Source organism: Nodularia sp. LEGE 04288 (assembly GCF_963896525.1).
GTDB lineage: Bacteria > Cyanobacteriota > Cyanobacteriia > Cyanobacteriales > Nostocaceae > Nodularia.
In genome coordinates this window covers 12,405-37,012 of the sequence record NZ_CAWQOY010000011.1, presented here as the reverse complement: position 1 = coordinate 37,012, position 24,608 = coordinate 12,405, and the positions used below count along the sequence as shown (strand labels likewise).

Genomic DNA, 24,608 nt, shown 5'->3' with positions numbered 1-24,608 from the left:
AGTTTTTTATATTTTAAATCTTTTCTCAATTCACGTGCTGCAAAACTTCATAATTTCGACCCCCAGCTTTATCTGGAGGTTTGAATCTAGTTTATATTTCTGCCATTCTCGCCAATTACTGACTAGATAAATTAGCAATCTGACGGCGCAATTCCCGGCGCTCACTCTCGAAAATAAAAGCCTGCTCGACCACAAACCAATTACCACGATCCACAACTTGGGGATATAGCATCACCGCCACCGGTACCTTATTTCTCGAAAATTTTATCTCCTTGACAATCTCAGTAGCTTGGGCTGCTGTGAAGTAGTTGTGAGGAACCGCCTGAGCTAAGAACTCAAGTGGTGTAGCCCAGTTACTGTTCAAAGCATTCATTAGTTGCTTAAAAGCAGCATCACTGATAACGGTTGCACTAGACTGAGGCGGCGTACTAATAGGAGACTCACCTATGTCTGTGACAATAGAATTGAATACAGAATTAAAGTTAGCCGCAGAGACAAATTTTGTCCCAGCAACCATCAGTATTGCTTCCGATAACTGAGGATTAATCGGGCGACAGTATATGGTAGCGCTGATCTCTTTTCCTTGAGCATTAATCGAGTTTTGTCTAGTATTTTGACGCACCAAACCAGAACGCTTTATAGCAGTTTCGGCACGGTTGAGACAAGTAGATAAATTGCCATTTACCTCTAGAAACTCATAGAGGAGTTGCGGCGATGCTTGGGCGGGTAGACTCCATCCTGCTATTCCTAAACTCAGCAGCAGAGTACCCAGTCCATGCTTATTCAGAACGGCGTTGGTGGAAATTGGCATCGTCCATACTCCCAGAACAAACCTGACCAAATCCCTTTGCTTCTGGACTGACTTTTCTGTTTTCATTTTGTGTAACCTTACAAAATATAGGGAACTTATATTACCCATTCTCTTTGATTTATGAATTTATTGAACCGCCAAGTCGCCAAGGTCGCCAAGTGAAGAGGTTCAGAAATGATTTAGGACTGCTATATTTCCCATTTCTCAGCTAAGTCAGCCAAAAGCTGAATTAAAACGTGAAAGTAGTGCGAATCGTACCAATGACTACATCAGGATTATTGCTGGTTTGATTAGGAGCGACGAGCCAAATTACACCTGGTGTAATGGATATATGATCATTTAATTGATACTTGTAGAAAACTTCCAGATGTAGTGGTGTTTTGGCAGCATTAGGGATGTTACTGAGTATCTCCCTATTTGCACCAGCCAACAACGGCCTATAAAAGGGAACGAAACCAGAAATATCAGCATAGGGAGGGACACCGACTACAATACCTCCCAGATTACCGTCTTTACCCAAATCAGGAAACGCTAAGGCGATCGCATAACTGTAAATATCCGCACTCTCATTATCCGCCCCTGCTGATCTACCTTGTTGATTAGTATACGTCAACCAACTATTGACGACAAATTTGGGAGAAACTCGCCACAACCCCGCTACACCATAGGAATTTATCGTGCGTCGGTCATTATCCGAAATTAAACTGGGAGAATTGGCCGCCGTTGTCCCCACATCATTGAGAAAAGTGGGTATTCCTGCGGTATAAGCATTGACGTAAGTTAACCCAAAAGCTAAATTGTTTGTCGGTTCGATAGTTAATTGCGCCAAAGCTGAATAGTTACCATTAAATAAACCTCCAGCCGTTTTACCATTGCTACTATCGGGAGTTAAATCTTCTGGACTATTAGCATTTGCAGCTAAATAGCCCAAACTCAAATTAATAGCGGGACTCAATTCATAATTTAAGCCCAAACCCGCACCACGTGAACCAATGCGATAAATCGGGCTATATTGAGCAAAAGTAGAAAGTGAACCAGAACCACCATCTTGATCACCAACTGCACTAAACACATTCGGTAAATAGTCTACGTGTTCACCACGATTGGCAAATACAACCGCCCGTAATTTATTACCTACCGGAAACTTATAACTCACAGTCCCGATTTCTACACTACCCGCTTCCGAAAAGCCCTGGTTAAATGTTTGTCCACCTTCTGGGGTTGTTTCTCTACTACCTAACGCAGCTATCAAAGCATCTGCACCATAGCGAAAACCGCCTTCACTGTGGGGGGGAGGAGTGCTACCAGATTGGAGTCTAATTTTTAGCTCATCTCTCCCTGTAAAACTACTAACTAAATTCAGACGAACTCTGTTAGCGAAGATAGTGTTATTTCCAGATCCACCAACTCCAAAGGGGTCACTATCTCCACTCAAAACATCAGTCAGAGCAAAAATCGCTTCACCCGAAAGCTTTGTAGTTGTAGAAAACTGCTGACTTTCTAAAGCTGCTGTTCGGCTTTCTACTGCATCTATTCGTCCCCGCAAAGTTGCCAATTCTGAGCTAAATTCTGATTGTAGTCGTTGGATAGTTGCTAAATCTTTTTTCTGCACTACATCTGATGTAGCTGTAGCAATTAGCTCATTAACTCTATCTAAACAAGCATTTAAACCAGCTGCAAACTCATAACGTGTTAAGGCGCGATTTCCCTGGAATGTACCGTTGGGATATCCTGCTATACAGCCATACCGTTCTACTAAAGATTGTACAGCACTAAAAGCCCAATCTGTGGGTTGTACATCAGACAACTGAGATACAGAATTTACTTGGGCAGAAGCATCAATTTCTCGAACTTCACCAGCCCATACAAAGGGAGAAAGCACAACTATTGGCGCTGCTAAAAATAAAGCTGATAAAACTTTTAACATCATATCCTCACTGTTCAGACACTCTGATCATTCCCGCGATTTAGATCATCGAGACACAGGCGTAGATATATATACTTAACTTTTTCCTCCCATCGGGAATAAAATTAGTACATCATCGTCTGAATAATTTCAGCGAAAAAGATTTATAAAGATCAAAAGCTTTTATAGCAACCTCTTAAACCTATAGGAATCCGGTTTGATTTATGAAAAAATTAAGTATTGTAGGGTGCGTTAGGATGAAGTCCGTAACGCACCATTATTAAGGCTTTGGTGCGTTACGCTACCGCTAACACACCCTACGTGTCTGTTCAAAAATCAAATAGTAGTCCTATAATAATGCAGTAATTGCAATTGCTGAAGAAAGAGTAGGTACTGAACGTGCTAAGGACAAAAGTAATTTAGCGAGATTACCGCAAGAAAGAGAAAGTTTAATTCAACGCCAAATTCAAATTAAAGACTAAATAAATAATACATAAAAAGAAGTCCAACAAGTTTTGATACAGGTCAAATAATTGCTGTAGTACCTATTGAGGTGGGAATGGCGATAATGTTTTGTATTTGGGTAGTTAGGAAGAAATAAGGAACCACAGATGTAGACACGTAGTGGCTGACCGCATGGTATGCAGATTCATCTGTGTTTTTTAACCTAATAAATCAGCGCGGGGTTTAAAGCTTTCTATTTCCCGCAATTTTTCATACAGTTCCCGTTCTTCAGGTGTAAGATTCTTGGGCATAACAATTTGAATTTCTACTAATTGATCGCCACGTTTATCGTTTTCACTAGGGTAACCTTTATTAGCTAAACGCAGTCTTTGACCAGTCCTCACCCCTGGAGGGATAGTCATTTTCACTGGGCCATCTAAAGTGGGTGCTTCTACTTGTCCTCCTAAAACTGCCTCACAGGGAGTAACTGGGACTTGGCAAAATATATTGAAACCATCTAGTTTAAATAGGGCATGGGGCAGTACAGTAATTTTTAAGTAGAGGTCGCCACCACCAATACCTTGGTTGCGTAAGCGGATACTTTGTCCTGTGACCATACCTGGGGGCATATTTACTTCGAGCGATCGCCCATCTTCGAGGCGAATCCGTTCTTTACCCCCTTGATAAGCTTTTTCTAGTGGTAAAGTTAATCTAGCTTCAATATCCCGGCGAGGTGTGCGCGGCGGGCTTTTAGGAACTGTATATTCAACTCTGCTTTTAGGAGTACGAAATGGATCTGTTTTGGTGCTACTACCCCCATTTCTGGTGTCTTTACGACCCCCTACACCAATAACTTGATTAATGAAGCTTTCAAAATCGTTAAATTGTCCTGGATCGACATCTTCAGTGCTAGTGCGACCATTGGCGGAACCAGCCCAGCTTTTAGCTTTTGGGGCTTTGTTACTGACAAAGCCTTTCTGCTTCCAGTAGCGGCTAAACTGGTCATATTGCGATCGCCTAGCCGGATCAGAAAGGACTTCGTAAGCCTCACCGATATCTTTAAACTTTTCCTCTGCTTCTTTGTTTCCGGGATTGAGATCGGGGTGATATTGCCTTGCTAACCGCCGATAGACCTTTTTAATTTCTTCGCCGGAGGCATCCTTAGTTATTCCTAAAATTTCGTAGTAGTCGCGAAAATTCTGCAAATTTTGCATAGCTCAATTATTTAACTTTTAATTTTAGTAATACGGACTGATGACTCAAGAATTTTGGATTTTGGATTGGCAATTTGAGATTGCAGTTTCATCCAAAATCTCAAATCTCAAATTGATTGACTACAACCAATCATCATCATCATCCCAGTTATCCTGGTAGCTTGGTCGAGAGGGTTTGCGAGCCGAACGCTTGTCGTCGTAGACAGGGGAACGGCTATCTCTGCCATAATCCCTATCGTAGTCTCTGTTGTAGTCCCTGCCATAGGAATCACGGGAATCACGAGAATCACGTTCTCGATATGAATCACGGGAAAAATCGCGATCGCGTTCCTTTTCCTTGTCGCCACCCGTAAAAATGTCCCGAATCGTGCCGAACAAGTCCTCATCGTCGTCCTCAGCATAATACTCACGGACTTCTCGGTTCAGTTCATACAAAGCATCTTGCAAGTCAGCGTAGGCTTGATCAATGCCGCGATCTTCATTTTCCTGGAGACTTTCCCGCAGTTCTCGGCAAATACCATCAATTCGCTGGCGGCGGTTGCGAGCAAACTGCATCCCAAATTCTAGTGCCACTTCTCTGAGTTGGCGTTCTGCTTGTAAAATCAAAGCTTCAGAACGAGTCCGCTTTTCTACTCTTTCTTTGCGTTCTCGGTCAACATCGGCGTATTTTTGAGCATCCTGAATCATCCGATTCACTTCTGATTCGCTCAAAGTAGAAGCGCCTTGAATTGTGATGCTTTGTTCTCGTCCGGTGGTTCTATCTACGGCTGTCACCTGCAAAATTCCGTTAGCATCGATATCAAAAGATACCTGAACCTGGGGAATACCTCTGGGCGCTGGTGGGATGCCATAGAGTTTAAAACGTCCCAGGGACTTGTTATTTGATGCCATTTCCCGCTCACCCTGGACTACGTGAATTTCCACAGTGTTTTGGTTATTTTCTGACGTAGAAAAAGTATCAGAACGGCGAACTGGGATGGTAGTGTTGCGGGGAATCAGTTTTTTCATCACGCCACCAATGGTTTCTAATCCCAAAGATAATGGTGTCACGTCCAAAAGCAGCACATCTTTGAGTTCACCCGCCAAAATACCTGCCTGAATGGCAGCACCGATGGCTACAACTTCATCAGGATTGACATTTTCATTGGGTTCGATGCCAATTAAGTCTCGCACTAACTGCTTGACTATGGGCATTCGTGTAGAACCACCAACTAGCACCACTTCCTCAATATCTACAGGAGAGAGTCCAGAATCTTTGAGGGCGCGTTTGACTGGTGTCCGGATACGACTGATTAAGTCAATACATAAACCTTCAAATTGAGAACGAGTCAGGCGAGTTTCTAAATGTTTCGGACCATCTTCAGTAGCGGTAATGAAAGGTAAATTAATCTCAGTGACGCTGACCGCCGAAAGCTCAATTTTCGCCTTCTCCGCAGCTTCCATGAGACGTTGTAGAGATTGTCTCTCGCGTCTTAAGTCTACCCCTTCAGTTTCCAGAAATTGGTCTGCCAACCAATCGACTATTTGTTTATCAAAGTCATTACCACCCAGTTGAGTATCTCCACTGGTAGCTTTCACTTCAAAAATGCCATCGCCGACTTCCAAAATTGACACGTCAAAAGTACCACCGCCCAAGTCAAAGACAAGGATAGTTTCAGTCGTACCCCTATCTAAGCCATAAGCCAAAGATGCGGCTGTCGGTTCATTGAGAATCCGCAACACTTCCAAACCGGCAATTCTGCCAGCATCGCGGGTAGCCTGTCGTTGAGAATCATTAAAATAAGCGGGAACTGTAATTACTGCCCCTGTCACCGCTTCACCCAAATAGCGACTAGCATCTTCTGCTAATTTTTTCATCACCATTGCCGAAATTTCTTCGGGGGCGAAATCCTTTTTGAGACGGGGACAGGGAATTTTAATATTACCTAATTCGTCTTTGCGGATAGTATAAGGTACACGCTTAGATTCCTGGCTGAGTTCACCATACTGCCGCCCGATAAAGCGCTTAACTGCAAAAAATGTATTTTGTGGGTTGAGAACTGTTTGCCGTCTGGCCATTTGCCCAACCACCCTTTCGCCCTCTTTGCTGAAGCCGACAACAGAGGGGGTTGTTCGCATTCCTTCTGCATTGGCAATCACCACCGGCTTACCACCCTCCATTACGGCGACTACTGAGTTGGTTGTACCCAAGTCGATGCCGACTACCTTGCCCATGCGTTACTCTTCTCCTAGCGTGTCTTGTACTTTAATTATGATTATGCGGGACTACCTCTAGCTGTTTGCTATTGGATGAAAACACTTCAATGGTATAATAGTCATCATTAGGGTCAGAAGTAGAGGAGTTAAGCTTGAGGAGCTAGTTGCAAGACTAGGATAACATTGGGAATGCTAAGTATGTCCAAGTAGCTTAAAATCTTATCCGGCCAATACTAAGCTCTACAGTTTATTTAACTTGGGAAATCCACCCTGATCAAAGTTGCTTTTCCCTTTCTCCTGTCAGAAAAAGTTAATCCTGCAACTATTTTAAAGCTTTGATTTTAAAAGAGCGATTACTAAATCATCTGCGGCAGATAGCGCGAGAACGCGACCCTTACATGGCCACAGGCGGGCATTTTTTTGTTCAAGAATATATCCGTCAAGAGTTTGCCCAATGGGAAAGTGTGGAAATCCACACCTTTTTAGTAGGCAGTAAAAGCTGTAATAATCTCATTCTCAATTTACCTTGCCAAACTAAATCGCAAAAAAAAGATTTACCACCAATTTTAATTGCGGCTCATTACGATGCTGTACCAGGGACACCAGGGGCGGATGATAATGCTACAGGTGTGGCGGTATTGTTGGAGTTAGCACGAAAATTTGCGGCTGAACCGGTTAAATATCCTTTACGGCTGGTGGCTTTTGATATGGAGGAATATGGGTTGCTGGGTAGTGCTGCATATGCAGCTTTGTTACATGAGCAACGGCAACCTCTGCGTTTAATGATATCTCTGGAAATGTTGGGATATTGTGATTTTACTCCTGGCTGTCAACGTTATCCATCTCCTCTTCTAGAACGCTTTTATCCCAATCAGGGCGATTTTATCGCTTTAATTGGGAATTTACGCACAATTGGCGATTTAATCGGGATGAGTCGCCATATTCGCCAAGTTGGTGTACCTAGTCAGTGGCTACCTGTGCCGAATCGTGGTTTAATTGTGCCGCAAACTCGGCAAAGTGATCATGCGCCATTTTGGGATTTAGGTTATCCAGCCATGATGGTGACAGATACGGCATTTTTAAGGAATCCCCATTATCACAAATCTAGTGATGCGATCGCTACTTTGGATTTAGATTTTCTCACAGGTGTTTGCGAAGGTTTAGAAGTTGCGATTCGGCGATTATAATTTAATGAATTATTGTGGAAAACTTTAATATGCAAGTTTAAGGCTGACATAGCGGTTTAAACTAACATTTTCCTCTGCTGCTTCTATAGCTAGTCTACGATGAAGCTCTGGAGGAATACGAACTTGAAATTTACCACTGTAGTTTCTTTCTGCAATAGGTTCTGGAATCCTTTCATGATTCGCTTCCATATCAACTACTATATCTTTTACCAAGTTTGTAATACCTTCAAGTGCAGTAGAACGATTTTCATGGAGATAAGATAAACTTGGAAATTCGGCACACAGTACTACAAATTCTTGATCATCACTTGACCAAGTAACTCTATAGGTGTAGTGGTCGTAGTTAACCATTTTTCATTTCCTCAATTTTTTCAATCGCATCTAAAACTTGCTTTATACCAATTATTTGTGAGGCTGCATATTATTTCGACCCCACCCCTAGCCCCTCCCCGCAAGCGAGGAGGGGAACTAGATTTCTGGTTAAATTATATTTATGCATCTTTATATTAAATTGGTATTAATAGTATCAACATTAATACTATGTCAAGGGTTATTCTTTATTAGATAATTAATTTCCCTAGATGCAGCGAGTCCAGAAATCATTGCGTCTTCGGCAAGATAGCCACCACACCAATCACCACAACATACTAAAGGTGTGGCAGAACTTGCAGATAATACTGGATTTGTCCACGGACGACTAGGAAAAGCGTAACGCCAGCGATGTACTTGCATCCACTCTGGTGTTTCTAGCCAGGGAAGCGCTAATTTCTGGGCGGCTTTTTGCAACATATCTTTTCCCACTGGTTGTAAATCTGGGGTTTCTAAATGCAGTTCTGCGTATTTAGCGCTACTTTGTAAGACAAATACAGGTTGTTGAGGGTTGGGACGTTTGCTGCTATCTAATCCAATCCATCCCAGAACAGGATCATCTGTAAATTTTCGGTCTGTCCAATCTGGTAGCGGTTGGGATTTGGCAGGATATCCAGCGATCGCACTCACAGAAGGATAAAATTCTACAGAACTCAAATTGTCGATAAATTCTTGACCTAATACAGCTTCCCCCAATGGTGCTAACAGTGTCAAAGCTTGGGGCGCTGGAATGGCTAAAACTAAGGCTTTTGCTGTTAATTGTTCGTTATTTTCGAGAGTCAGACACCAATGATTTTCAAGAGTAGGGTGAATAGCTGTAACCCGTTGATTTAGTTGGATTTGTAAACCTGCGGCGAGAAATTTAGCGATCGCACTCATTCCATCTGGTGCAATATAACGGTGTGCTGAGTTGGGTTGAGTCGGATCTGTCCAGACTTCTAAAATATGGCGATCGCATAACAATTGCACAAAATTTCGGAATAATTCACCTTGAGGCTTTAAATAACACGCCCCATGATCTGCCCAAGTTCCATATAATCGGCGTGTAGCCAGTCGTCCGCCTAAACCACGGGACTTTTCCAGCACCAACACCGAATATCCAGCTTCAGTTAACCTTTGGGCGCATATTAAACCAGCCATTCCGGCACCAATTATGGCAATATCAGTCATACAATTTTAGATTTTAGATTTTAGATTTTAGATAGCGTAGCGTTAGCGAGTCCGCGTTCGCGCAGCGTCTCGTAGAGAGCGTCTTTTTGTTCAACCCACAGATAAATCTGGGAGCTTGTAGCACTAAGGAACTATTGTCATAATTTAGGCGTGATTCTCAGGGATACTCATAACCAATGACCAATGACTAATGACCAATGACCAATGACTAATGACCAATGACTAATGACTGCTAATAGTAGAATAAAGTACATAAAGGCTGCACGCAGAGAGGAAGGGAAATTGGATGAACTGAGGGCGGTGCTGGAGTTAGCAACAGAAGAGGAATTGCAGGATTTGACCGCAATTCTGTTTAGTCGTAAATTTAATCCCCTAGATTACGTTCATACACCTGAACCGATTGAGGTTCAAAGCCAAAATCACAAAGCTTGGTTAGATACATTAGAAAATCGGTTTCGGTTTTTAGCAGCCGATGGGATGACGGTATTAAAGGGGCGTACAAGTCAGGTAACTTATCGCCAAGCATTAATTCAAGTCTGTAAGTATTTGAAAATTCCTTATTCTGATGAACTGACAACCGTTGATTTAGAAGCTGAGTTATTTTTACATCTATTAGGACAGGTGTGGAAAAAATTGCCGGAAAATGAGAAGCAAAAATTAAACGAGCAGGTGCAACGTCAACTGTCCCAGTCGGACTTAAAACAACCGCTACCATTGTTATTGCAGCGTGATCCCTTGGGATTACTTGTTAAAGGTGGTAGCGCCTTGGCTGTTACTTCTATTCTTCAGCCATTGGTTTTGCAACAAATAGCCCGGCAATTTGCTATCCATTTTGCTAAATATCAAGTAGCTCAACAAACTGCAATTGCGGGTTCTCACGCAGCTGCTACCCAATTTAAAGGCTATGTAGCTCTACAAATGGCGCGACGGGGTATGACGATGAATGCGGCTCGTTATGGGGCAGTTCGGAGTGTTTTTACCTTCATTGGGCCAGTGATGTGGACTTGGTTTTTTGCAGATTTAGGATGGAGAGCGATCGCTACTAACTATGGTCGCATCATCCCCACCATCTTTGCTCTCGCACAAATTCGTCTCACCCGTGCTGAATATTGGGAACCAGCTTGAAGTTAGCTTTTAATCATCCCAACCCTCGTTTACAAACCCCTTGGAATGTTACCCAAATTGGACTCCTGATTTTTCCCTTGAGTCCGTTGCTAGGGGGTGTGAGTATACTTTTGGCAGCATTAAGAACTTGCCAAGTCCAATACCGTAGTGTTATTCACAGTCCCCTGAACAGGGGATTTGCTCTGTTAAGTGTATTACTAATCATTAGTTCCAGCTTTGCTGATGACAAAATACAGGCTTTTCTGGGCTTGTTTAATTTATTACCATTCTTTCTAGTTTTTGCTGGACTCAGCGCCCTGATTCAAACAACTGCCCAATTGCGGCAAATAGCTGGGATTTTCGTCATTGGTTCGGTTCCAGTGGTGATGATGGGCTTTGGGCAAATGTTTTGGGGTTGGAGTTTCCAGTTACAGGTTTTGTGGATTTTATTAGATTTAGGACTCGCCCCTGGAGGAAATCCGCCTGGACGCATGGCTTCTATTTTCATGCACGCCAACCTTTTTGCTGCTTATTTAGCGATCGCCTTCACTTTCGGATTAGGCTTGTGGTTAGAACAATGGCGATTAAGGTCTAAAATTCCCACAATTTTGTTAACGGTGTCAGTAATTAGTAGCTTTGTGGCTCTGATTTTAACTGACTCACGCAATGGATGGGCGATCGCGATCGTTGCCTGTTTAGCTTATGCACTTTATCAAGGTTGGCATCTAATTATAGCTGGTGTTGCCAGTGTAATTACTAGCGTCCTGTTAGCCGCTTTCGCACCCTCACCAATTGCTGAAACCTTTCGCCGCTTTGTCCCCGCTTACTTTTGGGCGCGGTTAAATGATCAAATGTATCCAGATAGACCAGTGGCTTTAATGCGAAGCACCCAATGGGAGTTTGCTTGGTCGTTGACTCAGCAGCGGCCTTGGACCGGCTGGGGTTTACGCAGTTTTAGCGACCTCTACAAAGCCCAGATGCAGATTGATTTAGGTCATCCCCACAACTTATTTTTGATGCTATCGGCTGAAACTGGTTTACCGAGCGCACTTTTATTTTTTGGTTGTCTGGCTTGGATATGGATTGCAGGTGTGCAATTGTTGCAAAAATCTCACTATATAGACAAAAAAGATAGATTAATAATTTTCAGTTATGTTGTTGTCATTTTACAGTGGTCAATATTCAATACCGTAGACGTAACTTTATTTGACTTCCGCCTGAATACAATTTCTTGGTTATTGTTCTCTGCACTTTGGGGACTTGTATAGAACCCATTTGTCAAACTCCCCGTTTTTTTGGCTACTCCCAATGAAACTTCGACTGACGAAACTTTCACGAAAGCAAAAACAGCGTCTAATTCCAGAGATTCACATCAAGATCCAAAATGGACTGTTCGAGATTATGGGTATGGGTACATGGTATTCCTACTGGCGTGATCCCTACCATTTGCTGCTGACAATTCCTTGGACTGGCTTCGTCATCCTCATTTTTACTTTTTATGTAACTATTAATATCCTATTTGCTCTAGCTTATTGGTTAGGGGGAGATTGTATTGCTAATGCTCAACCAGGCTCGTTTTTAGATGTCTTTTTCTTCAGCGTGCAAACCTTAGCATCCATCGGCTACGGTGCAATGTATCCTCAAACAATTTACGCCAATATCATTGTCACCATTGAAGCGATGGTCGGACTGATGGGAATTGCTATGATGACAGGACTCGCATTTGCCAGGTTCTCTAAACCTACGGCTCGTGTCATGTTTAGCCGAGTTGTGGTGATCATACCTCATGAGGGAGTGCCTACTCTGATGTTTCGCACCGCTAATCAGCGCCGTAACATGATCCTGGAGGCACAGATGAAAGTTTACTTAACGCGTGATGAAGTGACCGCAGAAGGGGAATTTATGCGTCGGATTTATGACCTCAGACTGCTGAGACATCAAACGCCTAGCTTCTCATTAACCTGGTCTGTAATGCATATAATTGATGAGTTTAGTCCTTTATATGGAATGACTCCAGAATCATTAACCAAAACAAATGCTTTGCTGATCATCTCTGTCAGTGGTATCGATGAAACAGTTGCACAGGTCGTTCATGCCCGTCATACTTATGGTGCTAATGAAATTTTCTGGAATCATCGCTTTGTCGATATCATTCATCATACAGCCGATGGACATCGCTATATCGACTACAAGCATTTCCATGATATCCAACCTTTAGAGGAAGTAGGTTGAGTTTTTAACCACCCTAATTTTCGGATAAGTCTAATAAATTGCTCTCAATCTGGATTATGAGAGTCCTGCTACTCGGTAAAATGGGTGTGTCGGTCATCAACCAAAATACGCCTAAGTAGCCCATCTGTATGCTTTCAACAGCTGACTTTCTTCAGTATGCCCAATGGTCGGGTATTGCCACACTTGTATTCGCGGCGATCGCAGTCCTGGCTTTTATTCTTAAATGGGGTATCCGCTTTCGGCTGGTAGGTACAACCGGCTTTATGCTGGTGCTAACTGCGGGTTTATTTTCTCTCTCGTTGGTTCCTCTGAGTCGCACTGTCATTCCAGGCGCAGTCAAATACACTCTCGTTTATGATAATGCTTCTACACAAACGGTAATTGCAACATCACCGAATATTACCCCCTTGGAATTAGAAGCGACTTTACGTCAAGCGGCTAGTAATCTCTATTCTTTCGGTCGTTTAGGTTCACGGGGAAACAATCAACTCACGATTCGCGCCCGTACTGTGATCCATCCTGAACCAGGGGTTTCTGTACCGCTGTTCTTGGGTCAAATCAAGCGCACATTAGCTAGCCGTGAAGATGCGGATATGGATATCGAAATTTACTTGGAAAAATTCGATCAATTACCTAACTCGGCTGCTTCATAGTTTTCATTAGACCTCTTTAACAAAGAATGTAGAGACGTTCCATTGAACGTCTCTAAAAGGGTTCTCTCTTCACTACAGGGAAAAACCCCATTTATTTGTTACCAAAATCACATATATTTTTTGTATTGCACTATACGTAAATCATTATCTTTAGATTAAAATAAGACTTGCTCAAAAAACCTCTCAAACTCTCATAACTCTGTGTCTCTGTGGTAGCCTGCGGCAAGCCACTCTGTGTCTACATTTTTTCCTAAATTCGTACATAATCACTATATAAAGTATAAATATCCAAAAATTTGGTAGTTCAGAATTTGAGACGAATGGGCATGATTAAAGCCAAGGGAAACGAAAATTCCTGGACATAAGTCTAAAATTTTATTAAGAAATATCAATATTTTGGCAAACTAGATTTATATGCCCAATCAATTTTCTACTCAAACTGTGTCTACTCAAACCTCTAGCTCATTCTTGACGCTGACGGTTGCTCCAGGAAAAATCATTCGTGGTTCTGGTGTGTTACAGACAGCATCAGCAGAAATTACCCGCTTAGGGACTCGTCCATTAATTATTGCCGGGAATTCGACCCTTGCCATTGCCCAAAAGAATTTACAAGCAATTTTAACCAAGTCAAACACTGCTCAGTCCTCCTATGGTGTAGATTGCTGCGAAGCTAGTTTAAAAACTTTAAAGAAAGCAGCCCAGGAACATCAAGCCGATGTAATTATTGGTATCGGTGGCGGTAAAGCTTTGGATACAGCGAAATTAGTCGCTGATCAATTACAGTTACCAGTGGTGACAATTCCTACCTCAGCAGCTACCTGTGCGGCTTGGACTGCCCTTTCTAATGTGTATTCTGAGTCCGGGGCTTTTCTCTATGATGTGGCGCTGTCTCGCTGTCCTGATTTATTAATCCTTGACTATGATTTAATTCAAACTGCACCACCACGGACATTAATAGCAGGAATTGGGGATGCGATCGCTAAATGGTATGAAGCATCAGTGAGTAGTGGTAATTCTCAACAAACTCTGATTATTTCCGCAGTCCAACAGGCGCGAGTTTTACGAGATATTTTATTACAAAAGTCAGCTACAGCTTTAAAAGAACCAAGTAGTCAAGATTGGCGAGAAGTCGTAGATGCTACCGTGTTACTGGCTGGGGTAATTGGCGGAATGGGAGGAGCGCAGTGTCGCACAGTTGCTGCTCATGCTGTACATAATGGTTTAACTCACATTTCGGGACACAGCAGTATCCACGGTGAAAAAGTCGCCTATGGTATTTTGGTGCAACTGCGTTTAGAAGAAATGTTACAAAGCAATCAACTAGCGGCCTCAGCACGGCAACAATTATTAAAATTCTATGCAGAGATTGGACTGCCGCAAAATTTAAGTGATTTAGGTTTGGGCAACATCACATTAAAAGAGTTGCAAACAGCCGCCGAAGTTGCTTTAGATCCTCAGTCTGACATCCATAGACTACCATTTAAAGTTGCACTAGAACAGTTGATGGCAGCGATGGTTTCTACCACTGCACCAACGGATAGTAGAGATGTTATAAATCGTGTCTCCACTAGGGGAATGAGTGAAGAGGTTTCAGAATGAGCTTGAATTGGATTACCCCCGCAGATCGCATACAACAGCTACCGCCTTATGTATTTGCCCGTCTAGACGAATTGAAGGCGAAAGCACGAGAACAAGGACTGGATTTAATTGATTTGGGCATGGGAAACCCGGATGGGGCGACACCACAGCCTGTAGTAGAAGCTGCGATCGCCGCTTTGCAAAATCCCGCCAATCACGGTTATCCGCCCTTTGAAGGTACTGCTAGTTTCCGTCGTGCCATCACTAATTGGTACAATCGCCGTTATGGTGTAGTACTTGATCCCGATAGTGAGGCTTTGCCTTTACTGGGTTCTAAAGAAGGATTAACTCATTTAGCGATCGCCTATATTAACCCAGGTGATGTCGTTCTGGTTCCTTCTCCCGCCTATCCCGCCCATTTTCGCGGCCCGTTAATTGCTGGGGGGAAAATTCACAGCTTAATTCTTAAACCGGAAAATAACTGGTTAATTGATTTAGCGGCTATTCCTGATGCAGTTGCCGAACAAGCCAAAATTCTCTATTTCAATTATCCCAGTAATCCCACCGCTGCCACCGCTCCCCGTGAATTTTTTGAAGACATCGTAGCTTTTGCGCGGAAATACGAAATTCTGCTAGTGCATGATTTATGTTACGCCGAGTTAGCTTTTGATGGTTATCAACCCACCAGTTTGTTAGAAATTCCCGGTGCGAAAGAAATCGGCGTAGAGTTTCACACCTTATCCAAAACCTACAATATGGCGGGTTGGCGTGTGGGTTTTGTAGTGGGAAATCGCCATGTCATTCAAGGTTTGCGAACTCTGAAAACCAACTTAGATTATGGGATTTTTGCAGCCTTGCAAACCGCAGCCGAAACCGCATTGCAATTACCAGATGTGTATTTGCATGAAGTCCAGCAACGCTACCGCACCCGCCGGGATTTTCTGATAGCAGGTTTAGGAAAATTGGGCTGGGATATTCCCAAAACCAACGCCACCATGTATCTGTGGGTAAAATGTCCCGTGGGTAAAGGTTCTACAGATTTTGCTCTGGATGTATTGCAGCAAACTGGCGTTGTTGTCACCCCTGGGAATGCCTTTGGGGTTGCGGGTGAAGGCTATGTGCGGATAAGTTTGATTGCAGATTGCGATCGCTTGGGTGAAGCTTTGCATAGATTTAAACAAGCTGGTATCCGCTATCAACCCGAAGCTGTCGTTTCTGCTCCACAATAAAGATAGATATATTCTGAAAAATGTCACTGATGCCTACCCCCTCTGCTACCAATTCTCATTTAATTGCTGCTGGCTTTCATGCACTTTCTGATCCAATCAGGATTGGCGTACTGGAACTGTTACGAAAGCGAGAACAGTGTGTATGTGACTTGTGCGACGCTTTGGGGGTGAATCAGTCCAAACTATCTTTTCACCTCAAAACTCTCAAAGAAGCTGGCTTAGTTAACTCCCGTCACGAAGGACGCTGGATTTATTACAGTTTAAACTTACCCCAATTTAAAGTTTTAGAAGCATATTTAGCCGAATTTAGCAATAATAAAATCATTTTATCTGCCCGTCTCTGCTGCGATTAAGAGGATGTTTTCAAAATTGTGGGCGAATATAATTTGCTACTACACAAGCATAACGCGTAGCGGTTGACCGTCAGGGCTTTACGCGGACTAATGAAAAATTAACCCACGTAGGTGGGTTTCGTCTGTGTAGCCGCGACTTCTAGTACAAGTCGGCGTAAATAAACAGACCATTCAAAATCCATGAAAAGCCCATTTTATAAGCTTTTTGACTTTTGACTTTTGACTTTTGACTTCCGCCTTGCGGTACTAGTCGCCAGGGTTAGTAATAAATTAGACTTGTGCATTCATCCTCTAAGAATAATTTTTTCAAGTGATAAAGTGGTAATCGTTTTGGGAACCCTGACATTAGAGCAAAATGGATTTTTCCACCTACCTGACTTGAACTTAATTATGCGTATAGGACTCAACTCTGTTGGGAAAGAATATCAATTGCAACTTGTTCAAGAAACCTCACTAGAATTAACCTTTCAGGTAGGTGTTCGACCGAAGTCTGCTGCGTTGAAGTGGGCGAGGCTTTCGTGCTGTATAAATTTAGTCATAGCAGTTTTAATGCTTGGGTTTATCTATGTATTGATGACCAATATGGCTAATGACCCAAATATCCCAAATATACCCTCTAGATCCTTCATATATTATATTCTGGGGATTTGGATGATTGGCCCAATCATGATGTTAATCAGTATCCCTTTTTACAAATACTTTACCGTATGGACATTTGATCGCATAGATCAACAAATTCTCAAAACCACAACTTACCTATATCGGAAAGACCATACCGACATTTTTTCCTTCACTGAAGTTCAATCTATTCTAGTTGAACAGGATCATGATGATGGTAGTACCTCTACAGAATTATATATGGTGCGGAAATCTGGCAAAAAAATTACTCTTAGCAAGAGTTTCTGCAACAGCAATAAGACAAGCCAACAAGCTTCTGACCTCAAATACCACCAAGAAATTGCTCAAAAGATGCGTCATCATCTTGGCTTGTAGAATTTGTCCGGCTTGCGGGACAAACAGTTAGTATAATAACTTTTCCTGATACATCAAGTTTTTTTGATGAATATTTGTATACAGTACCCTGACTGTGGTTGACATATCAATTTTTTTTGAAATGATATAAACATAAACTTAATATCACCCCTAAAAATGAAACTTCGCGTAGGAATCAATGGATTCGGTAGAATTGGACGGCTGGCTCTGCGAGTTGCGTGGGGTTGGTCAGAATTAGAGTTTGTTCATATCAATGAAATCAAAGGTGGGGCTGTAACGGCTGCACACTTGCTGAAATTTGATTCTGTTCACGGACGTTGGACACCAGAAGTAGAAGCAGAAGGGGAACGGGTATTAATTGACGGTAAACCCCTCAGCTTTAGTGAGTATGCTAAACCAGGCGAAGTTCCTTGGGATGAGTTGGGTGTTGATTTGGTGCTGGAATGCTCCGGTAAATTTAGAACACCTGCTACTCTCGACCCCTATTTTAAGAGAGGTGTGCAGAAAGTAATTGTCGCTGCGCCGGTGAAGGAAGAAGCCTTAAATATTGTCATGGGGGTGAATGACCACCTCTATCAGCCGGAAAAGCATCATTTACTGACTGCTGCTTCCTGTACTACTAACTGTTTAGCCCCAGTAGTCAAGGTAATTCATGAAGGTTTGGGGATTAAGCATGGCATCATTACTACCATTCATGACAATACCAATACTCAAACTATTGTCGATGCACCTCATAAAGATTTGCGTCGGGCGAGGGCTACGAGTCTGTCTCTGATTCCCACAACCACAGGTTCAGCAACCGCAATTGGTTTAATTTATCCTGAACTCAACGGTAAGCTCAACGGTTTAGCTGTGAGAGTGCCTTTACTTAATGCTTCTTTAACAGATTGTGTGTTTGAAGTGGTGCGACCGACCACAGTAGATGAAGTTAATAGTTTGTTGAAAGCTGCTTCTGAACAAGAACCACTCAAAGATATTTTGGGTTATGAAGAGCGTCCTTTAGTATCTATTGATTACAAAGATGATCCTCGTTCTTCGATTATTGATGCTCTCTCCACAATGGTGGTGAATGAAACTCAAGTCAAAATCCTGGCTTGGTATGACAACGAATGGGGTTACGCGAATCGCATGGTTGAATTGGCTCGTAAAGTTGCATTGAGTTATTAGTCATTAGTCATTAGTCATTGGGAAAAAACTTCACCCCTGCTTCTTCTTTCCTCATCTCCCTACTCCCTACTCCCCAATTTTTCATGACTTCTTCTACAGCTTCTCGCGCTAATCTCAAGAATTACACTCTTGTCACCCTTGCCTATTGGGGTTTTACCATCACCGATGGTGCTTTGCGAATGCTGGTACTGCTGTATTTTGACAGTATTGGCTACACACCATTACAAATCGCTTCTCTGTTTCTGTTCTATGAAATATTTGGCGTTGTTACCAACTTTTTAGGCGGTTGGATTGGCTCTCAATTCGGATTAAAAATAACTCTTTACGCTGGTATTGGGTTACAGGTTTTCTCGATGGTGATGCTGTCATGGCTAAATCCAGATTGGTCTGAGTGGATTGCTGTTGGTTATGTGATGGTGGCTCAGGCTTTTTCTGGGGTTGCTAAAGACTTAACCAAAATGAGTTCTAAGAGCGCCATTCGCTTGGTTGTCCCCCAAAAAGCCCAGTCATCTTTGTTTAAGTGGGTAGCAGTTTTAACGGGTTCTAAAAATGCTCTCAAAGGTGTTGGCTTCTTTGTTGGTAGTGTTCTCCTAACTTCTGTTGGTTTTAAGAATGCTCTATTAATCATGGCCGGGGGACTATTCTTGATTTTATTCACTGGGTTGATGTTGCCTAAAGGTATGGGCAAAATCAAAACGAAAGTTAAATTTAGCCAACTATTTTCTAAAAGCAGAGAAATTAATATTCTCTCAGCGGCGCGATTTTTCCTCTTTGGTTCACGGGATGTTTGGTTTGTGGTGGGTTTGCCGGTTTTCTTACGGGGGACTTTAGGCTGGTCATTCTATCAAGTCGGTGGATTCTTGGCTTGTTGGGTGATTGGCTACGGCGTTATTCAGTTTTTAGCACCAGTGTTAATTCAGCGATTTGGTTCTGGTCAGCCACCCAGTTCAAAAACCATCCAGTTTTGGACATTTACCCTCACAGCTGTTCCTGGTGCGATCGCCTTAGCCTTACAATTGGGTGTACCTGGCAATATAGCGATCGTTGGTGGACTGCTAGTATTTGGTGTAGTCTTTGCCTTCAATTCCGCCGTACATTCCTACCTAGTATTAGCCTTCACCGATGACGATAAAGTAGCGCTAAACGTTGGCTTCTACTACATGGCTAACTCCGGTGGACGATTAGCCGGCACAGTCTTATCAGGATTAGTCTTTCAATATTTCGACTTAGTAGGTTGTCTATGGACATCCATGTTCTTAGTCTTAGCAGCTGCAATAGTTACTACGAAGTTACCCGACCCCCAACCAGCCAAAGCGATCGCTTGGAAAACCGAAGGTGGAGAATAAGAAATAGAAATAAAGAAAAAAGATGTTAGTCCTCAGCACCAACATAATATATATAGAGATCCTCCTCTTCCTCTCTGCGACTCTGCGCCTCTGCGTGCAATAAATCTTGATTCAGCAACGCCCACGAAATATATCCCCAATCCCTGCAAAGAGAAGCTTAGATAGATGAGTACAAATCAAAACAGCAATCAAACGCCTGTACAAGCCGGGAGTAATCTCAATTTTTTTGAGAAATACCTTACCCTTTGGGTGTTTTTGTGCATCTTCGCGGGAATTGCATTAGGGAGACTATTTCCTGGGGTAGCGGTGGCGCTGGATGCAATGAGTATTTATCAAGTGTCAATTCCCATTGCGGTATGTCTGTTTTTCATGATGTACCCAATCATGGTAAAAATTGATTTCACCCAAGCTGTGAATGCTGTCCGCGCCCCCAAACCTGTAATTCTTACCTTAGTAGTAAACTGGTTAATTAAACCATTCATAATGGTGGCATTTTCGCAGTTTTTCTTGGGTTGGTTATTTCGTCCACTGATTACAGGTACGGAATTAATTCGTGGGAACGAAGTAGAAATAGCAAATTCCTACATTGCTGGGACAATTTTATTGGGAATCGCGCCTTGTACTGCAATGGTATTGATGTGGGGATATCTTTCCTACGCTAATCAGGGACACACCTTAGTGATGGTGGCAGTTAATTCTCTGCTGATGCTGTTTCTGTATGCACCTTTGGGCAGATGGTTACTAGCAGCCAATGATTTAATAGTGCCTTGGCAAACCATAGTTTTATCGGTGATAATTTATGTCGGATTGCCTTTATTGGCAGGAATGTGCAGCCGCTATTGGATTTTAAAACACAAAGGTAGAGAATGGTTTGAAAGGCGGTTTATCAAGTATCTCACGCCAGTTTCAATTACGGCTCTGCTGATTACTTTGGTGTTATTATTTGCGTTTAAAGGCGAAGTTATTGTTAATAATCTCTTACACATTTTATTAATTGCTGTACCACTATTTATTCAAACTAATTTCATTTTCTTAATTAGTTATGTCGCAGCATTAAAGCTGAATATATCTTATGAAGATGCCGCACCAGCAGCATTAATTGGAGCTAGCAATCACTTTGAAGTGGCGAGCGCCACGGCTGTAATGTTGTTTGGCTTAAATTCTGGGGCTGCACTTGCTACAGTGGTAGGAGTTTTAATCGAAGTCCCAGTCATGTTGATGCTGGTTGAAGTTTGTAAGCGCACGGCTGCTTGGTTCCCCAGGGAACCGCAAAAGGCTACATTAAAAGATCCACGTTGTATTAATAGTTTTTCATAGAGACAACAAGGTAAAAACCAGAATTATTAAGAACCTAATAGCCATTAAAAACAGCGCTGATCATCTTACCACTCCCCGGTGAATTGTTTATTTAGCTTGCTGTTCAGATACAACTAGCGCACCTTGTACCGCGCATTTTTCTAGTTCCCACTAGCAGCTAAAAACCGATAATCTATACTTCAGCACTTCAGCAATTTCAGGTCTTTTTAATAAAAAGCCAAAACAAAATATATTTTGTAGATTTACTTAATATATCTACACATAGTCTATTTCAATCAATCACAAAATTTTCATATTTCTTATCTCTATCTGAATGAATTGACTGTTAGACTGTTAATCGCAAGCAGCTTAAGAAACACTGCAAAATGCTACTGAAAAATAAAAAGTTAGCGGTAGAAAAAATCCTATCTTAGGAATTACTGATGAGAACAAGATTAAGTGCGAACGTTGAAAGTTGAAAAACTGGATGAGATTTCTCAATTGTTGATCATCAGTAAGGTTTTGATAAGTTGTTTGTTGATGCACACAAATATTACATACTAACATCTAAGTAGAGTAGCTGGAATAACAATATCAACTCTACTTTTGATGCTCCCAAATAATAGAGGAGGATCGGATCATAATGACTATAGAATTAGAACTGCCAGGGATTAATGTAAATAGCTTAAAAGAAGCTCCCATACATCTTTTTAAGCAAATTCAACCCCACGGGGTGCTTTTGGTTTTAGAAGAACCAGATTTAAAAATATTACAAATTAGTAATAATACTTGGAGTATTTTTGGGATTCATCCTGAAAATATTTTGCAAACAAAACTGGAAGACCTGCTAGATCCGTTTCAAATCGAAAGAATTAAAACAGGTATATCAGAAGGTAATCTGGAATTTATCAATCCTACAAAAATTTGGGTAAGAAAAAAAGGTGATGATTATGCAGTATTTGATGCAGTTTTTCACCGCAATTCAGAAGGATTTTTGATTCTAGAGCTAGAACCCGCAGTTTCTCGTGAAAATATTCCTTTTCTGAGCTTTTATCATCTAGCCAAAGCTTCGATTAACCAATTAGAAAAAACCGCAAATTTGCATGATTTTTGCCAAATAATTGTCCAAGAAGTGCGAAAAGTCACCGGATTTGATCGGGTGATGCTATATAAATTTGATGATGACGGACATGGTTCAGTCATCGCCGAAGAAAAACTAGAAAGTATGGAACCATACTTAGGATTGCATTACCCTGAGTCAGATATACCCAAACCAGCCAGAAAATTATTCGTTGCTAATTCCATCAGAATCATTCCAGATTCTCATGCCGAGTCAGTACAGATTATACCTGCTCAAAATCCAGTCAGCGAGCGCCCAGTTGATTTAACTAATTCGATTCTCCGCAGCGCCGCTACTTGTCATACAGAATACTTACACAATATGGGTGTAGGTGCTTCGTTGACTATTTCTTTAATTAAAGACCAAAAACTCTGGGGATTAATAGCTTGTCATCATCAATTACCCAAATATGTTTCCTATGAATTGCGGAAAGCTTGCGAATTTTTAGGACGAGTCATATTTTCGGAAATTTCCGCCAGAGAGGAAACAGAAGATTACGACTATCGAATTAATTTGACATATATTCAAAGCAAGCTAGTGGAATATATGTCCCAAGAAGAAAACTTCATTGATGGGTTGGTGAAAAATCAGCCGAATTTGTTGAATTTAACCAGCGCTCAAGGTGCGGCTGTCTGTTTTGGTGAAGAATGTACAGTAATTGGAGAAACTCCTAAACCAGAAGACCTGAATTTTTTAGTGCAGTGGTTAAAAAATAACGTTGAAGATGAAGTTTTCTACACAGATTCTCTGCCACAAATTTATCCAGATGCGGAAAGATTTAAAAATGTCGCCAGTGGTTTATTAGCAATTCCCATTTCCCAGCGCAATTATGTTTTATGGTTCCGACCAGAAGTAATTCAAACTGTGAATTGGGGTGGTGATCCCAATAAAGCCTTTGAAGTGAGTCACACAGAAGGTCATGTGCGTTTGTGTCCCCGCAAATCATTTGAACTGTGGAAAGAAACAGTCCACCTCACCTCTTTACCTTGGCGATATGTGGAAATCAAAGCCGCATTAGAATTGCGGAAAGCAATTGTCAATATTGTTCTGCGTCAAGCCGATGAACTAGCACAATTAGCCCATGATTTAGAACGTTCCAACGCCGAACTGAAAAAGTTTGCCTACGTCGCCTCCCATGACTTGCAAGAACCATTGAATCAAGTGGCAAATTATGTGCAGTTGTTAGAGATGCGCTACGAAGCAGAACTGGATCAAGATGCCAAGGAATTTATTACCTACGCCGTCGAAGGAGTCAGCTTGATGCAGACCTTAATTGATGACGTGTTGGTATATTCTAAAGTAGATACCCAAGCGATCGCCTTTCAACTGACTGAAGTAGAAACACCTTTAGAACGCGCCCTCAGCAACTTACGCCAACGCATTACTGAAACTGGGGCAACTATTACCCATGATCCCTTACCCACCGTCATGGCTGGTAGTACCCAACTGATGCAACTATTTCTTAACCTCATTGCCAACGCCATCAAATTCCGCAGCGATGAACCACCACAAATCCATATAGGAGCCGAAAGGTTAGAAGATGAGTGGTTATTCTCGGTGCGAGATAACGGTATAGGCATAGATCCCCAGTTTAGCGATCGCATTTTTATCATCTTTCAACGCTTGCACACGCGAGATGAATATCCTGGCACAGGTATGGGTCTAGCCATCTGCAAAAAGATTATTGAGTGCCATCGGGGGCGGATCTGGCTAGAATCACAACTGGGAGAAGGTTCAACCTTCTATTTTACCATTCCCGTTGGAGGACGTGACCGTGAGCGTAGAAACGGAAGAAAAACTCAAAACCATCTTTTTGGTTGAAGACAATAAAGCCGATATCCGCCTGATTCAAGAAGCATTAAAAAATAGCTCAATACCGCACCAAGTGGTAACAGTCAGAGATGGTATGGACGCAATGGCTTATTTACGTCAGGAAGGCGAGTATGCTAATGCACCTCGTCCAGACCTGATTTTGCTGGATTTGAATTTGCCCAAAAAAGATGGTCGAGAAGTGCTGGCAGAAATTAAAGCTGATCCAGCACTCAAACGCATTCCGGTAGTAGTTTTAACAACGTCTCGTAATGAAGATGATATCTTTCACAGTTACGACCTACACGTCAACTGCTACATCACTAAATCCCGCAACCTCAGTCAGCTTTTTCAAATCGTCAAAGGCATCGAAGACTTCTGGCTATCTACCGTCACCTTGCCATCGGAGTGAGGAAGATATAGCAAAAGTC

The 24,608-nt window shown here is 42.1% G+C and carries 20 protein-coding genes; 14 read left to right on the top strand and 6 right to left on the bottom strand.

Annotated elements, in window-relative coordinates:
* Window positions 1-115: 115 nt before the first annotated feature.
* The 4 genes from AACX33_RS00890 to dnaK all read right to left on the bottom strand — a co-directional run bounded on the left by AACX33_RS00890 (window position 116) and on the right by dnaK (window position 6,589).
* Window positions 116-877: a DUF4476 domain-containing protein gene (locus AACX33_RS00890; RefSeq protein ID WP_194001141.1), complete on the bottom strand. Its 762-nt coding sequence runs from the start codon at window positions 875-877 to the stop codon at window positions 116-118.
* Window positions 878-1,040: 163 nt separating this feature from the next.
* Window positions 1,041-2,738, bottom strand: coding sequence for an iron uptake porin (locus AACX33_RS00885; protein ID WP_194001378.1), 1,698 nt, complete (start codon window positions 2,736-2,738; stop codon window positions 1,041-1,043).
* A gap of 641 nt (window positions 2,739-3,379) precedes the next feature.
* Window positions 3,380-4,375, bottom strand: a complete 996-nt coding sequence (locus tag AACX33_RS00880) for a DnaJ C-terminal domain-containing protein (RefSeq protein WP_194001139.1) — start codon at window positions 4,373-4,375, stop codon at window positions 3,380-3,382.
* Between the two features lie 120 nt (window positions 4,376-4,495).
* The gene (dnaK, locus tag AACX33_RS00875; protein WP_194001137.1) at window positions 4,496-6,589 is read right to left on the bottom strand and encodes a molecular chaperone DnaK; all 2,094 of its coding nucleotides are present in this window, start codon (window positions 6,587-6,589) and stop codon (window positions 4,496-4,498) included.
* Window positions 6,590-6,906: 317 nt separating this feature from the next.
* Between dnaK and AACX33_RS00870 the strand changes: the two genes are divergently transcribed.
* Window positions 6,907-7,758, top strand: a complete 852-nt coding sequence (locus AACX33_RS00870) for a M20/M25/M40 family metallo-hydrolase (protein ID WP_194001134.1) — start codon at window positions 6,907-6,909, stop codon at window positions 7,756-7,758.
* 24 nt (window positions 7,759-7,782) lie between these two features.
* On the opposite strand, the gene AACX33_RS00865 is transcribed toward AACX33_RS00870, so the two are convergent.
* Both AACX33_RS00865 and AACX33_RS00860 read right to left on the bottom strand, forming a co-directional pair.
* Window positions 7,783-8,109 carry a type II toxin-antitoxin system HicB family antitoxin gene (locus tag AACX33_RS00865; protein WP_194001132.1) on the bottom strand — a complete coding sequence of 109 codons (327 nt, stop codon included), beginning with the start codon at window positions 8,107-8,109 and terminating at the stop codon, window positions 7,783-7,785.
* Between the two features lie 192 nt (window positions 8,110-8,301).
* Window positions 8,302-9,297: an NAD(P)/FAD-dependent oxidoreductase gene (locus AACX33_RS00860; protein WP_194001130.1), complete on the bottom strand. Its 996-nt coding sequence runs from the start codon at window positions 9,295-9,297 to the stop codon at window positions 8,302-8,304.
* Window positions 9,298-9,579: 282 nt separating this feature from the next.
* On the opposite strand from AACX33_RS00860, the gene AACX33_RS00855 reads away from it, so the two are divergent.
* The 13 genes from AACX33_RS00855 to AACX33_RS00795 all read left to right on the top strand — a co-directional run bounded on the left by AACX33_RS00855 (window position 9,580) and on the right by AACX33_RS00795 (window position 24,589).
* On the top strand, window positions 9,580-10,422 hold the full coding sequence (locus tag AACX33_RS00855; RefSeq protein WP_194001128.1) for a YaaW family protein: 843 nt from the start codon (window positions 9,580-9,582) through the stop codon (window positions 10,420-10,422).
* Window positions 10,419-11,669, top strand: a complete 1,251-nt coding sequence (locus AACX33_RS00850; RefSeq protein WP_194001126.1) for an O-antigen ligase family protein — start codon at window positions 10,419-10,421, stop codon at window positions 11,667-11,669. The genes AACX33_RS00855 and AACX33_RS00850 overlap by 4 nt, the downstream gene beginning before the upstream one ends.
* A 40-nt stretch (window positions 11,670-11,709) precedes the next feature.
* Entirely contained in the window at window positions 11,710-12,633 is a 924-nt protein-coding gene (locus AACX33_RS00845) for an ion channel (RefSeq protein ID WP_194001124.1), read from the top strand.
* Between the two features lie 128 nt (window positions 12,634-12,761).
* Window positions 12,762-13,286, top strand: coding sequence for a Ycf51 family protein (locus tag AACX33_RS00840; protein ID WP_194001122.1), 525 nt, complete (start codon window positions 12,762-12,764; stop codon window positions 13,284-13,286).
* 414 nt (window positions 13,287-13,700) lie between these two features.
* Window positions 13,701-14,885, top strand: coding sequence for an iron-containing alcohol dehydrogenase family protein (locus tag AACX33_RS00835; RefSeq protein WP_194001120.1), 1,185 nt, complete (start codon window positions 13,701-13,703; stop codon window positions 14,883-14,885).
* On the top strand, window positions 14,882-16,093 hold the full coding sequence (locus AACX33_RS00830; protein WP_194001118.1) for an aspartate aminotransferase: 1,212 nt from the start codon (window positions 14,882-14,884) through the stop codon (window positions 16,091-16,093). The genes AACX33_RS00835 and AACX33_RS00830 overlap by 4 nt, the downstream gene beginning before the upstream one ends.
* Window positions 16,094-16,122: 29 nt before the next feature.
* Window positions 16,123-16,446: an ArsR/SmtB family transcription factor gene (locus tag AACX33_RS00825; protein WP_194001116.1), complete on the top strand. Its 324-nt coding sequence runs from the start codon at window positions 16,123-16,125 to the stop codon at window positions 16,444-16,446.
* Window positions 16,447-16,764: 318 nt separating this feature from the next.
* Window positions 16,765-17,439 (top strand): hypothetical protein, encoded by a 675-nt coding sequence (locus AACX33_RS00820; RefSeq protein WP_194001114.1) that lies wholly within the window; start codon window positions 16,765-16,767, stop codon window positions 17,437-17,439.
* 156 nt (window positions 17,440-17,595) lie between these two features.
* Window positions 17,596-18,606, top strand: a complete 1,011-nt coding sequence (locus tag AACX33_RS00815; protein ID WP_194001112.1) for an ArsJ-associated glyceraldehyde-3-phosphate dehydrogenase — start codon at window positions 17,596-17,598, stop codon at window positions 18,604-18,606.
* A gap of 83 nt (window positions 18,607-18,689) precedes the next feature.
* Window positions 18,690-19,952: an organoarsenical effux MFS transporter ArsJ gene (gene arsJ / locus AACX33_RS00810; protein WP_194001109.1), complete on the top strand. Its 1,263-nt coding sequence runs from the start codon at window positions 18,690-18,692 to the stop codon at window positions 19,950-19,952.
* 165 nt (window positions 19,953-20,117) lie between these two features.
* Entirely contained in the window at window positions 20,118-21,269 is a 1,152-nt protein-coding gene (gene arsB, locus AACX33_RS00805) for an ACR3 family arsenite efflux transporter (RefSeq protein WP_194001107.1), read from the top strand.
* Window positions 21,270-21,891: 622 nt separating this feature from the next.
* The gene (locus AACX33_RS00800) at window positions 21,892-24,189 is read left to right on the top strand and encodes a sensor histidine kinase (RefSeq protein ID WP_194001105.1); all 2,298 of its coding nucleotides are present in this window, start codon (window positions 21,892-21,894) and stop codon (window positions 24,187-24,189) included.
* Window positions 24,143-24,589 carry a response regulator gene (locus AACX33_RS00795; RefSeq protein WP_194001103.1) on the top strand — a complete coding sequence of 149 codons (447 nt, stop codon included), beginning with the start codon at window positions 24,143-24,145 and terminating at the stop codon, window positions 24,587-24,589. The genes AACX33_RS00800 and AACX33_RS00795 overlap by 47 nt, the downstream gene beginning before the upstream one ends.
* The last annotated feature ends 19 nt before the right edge of the window (window positions 24,590-24,608 follow it).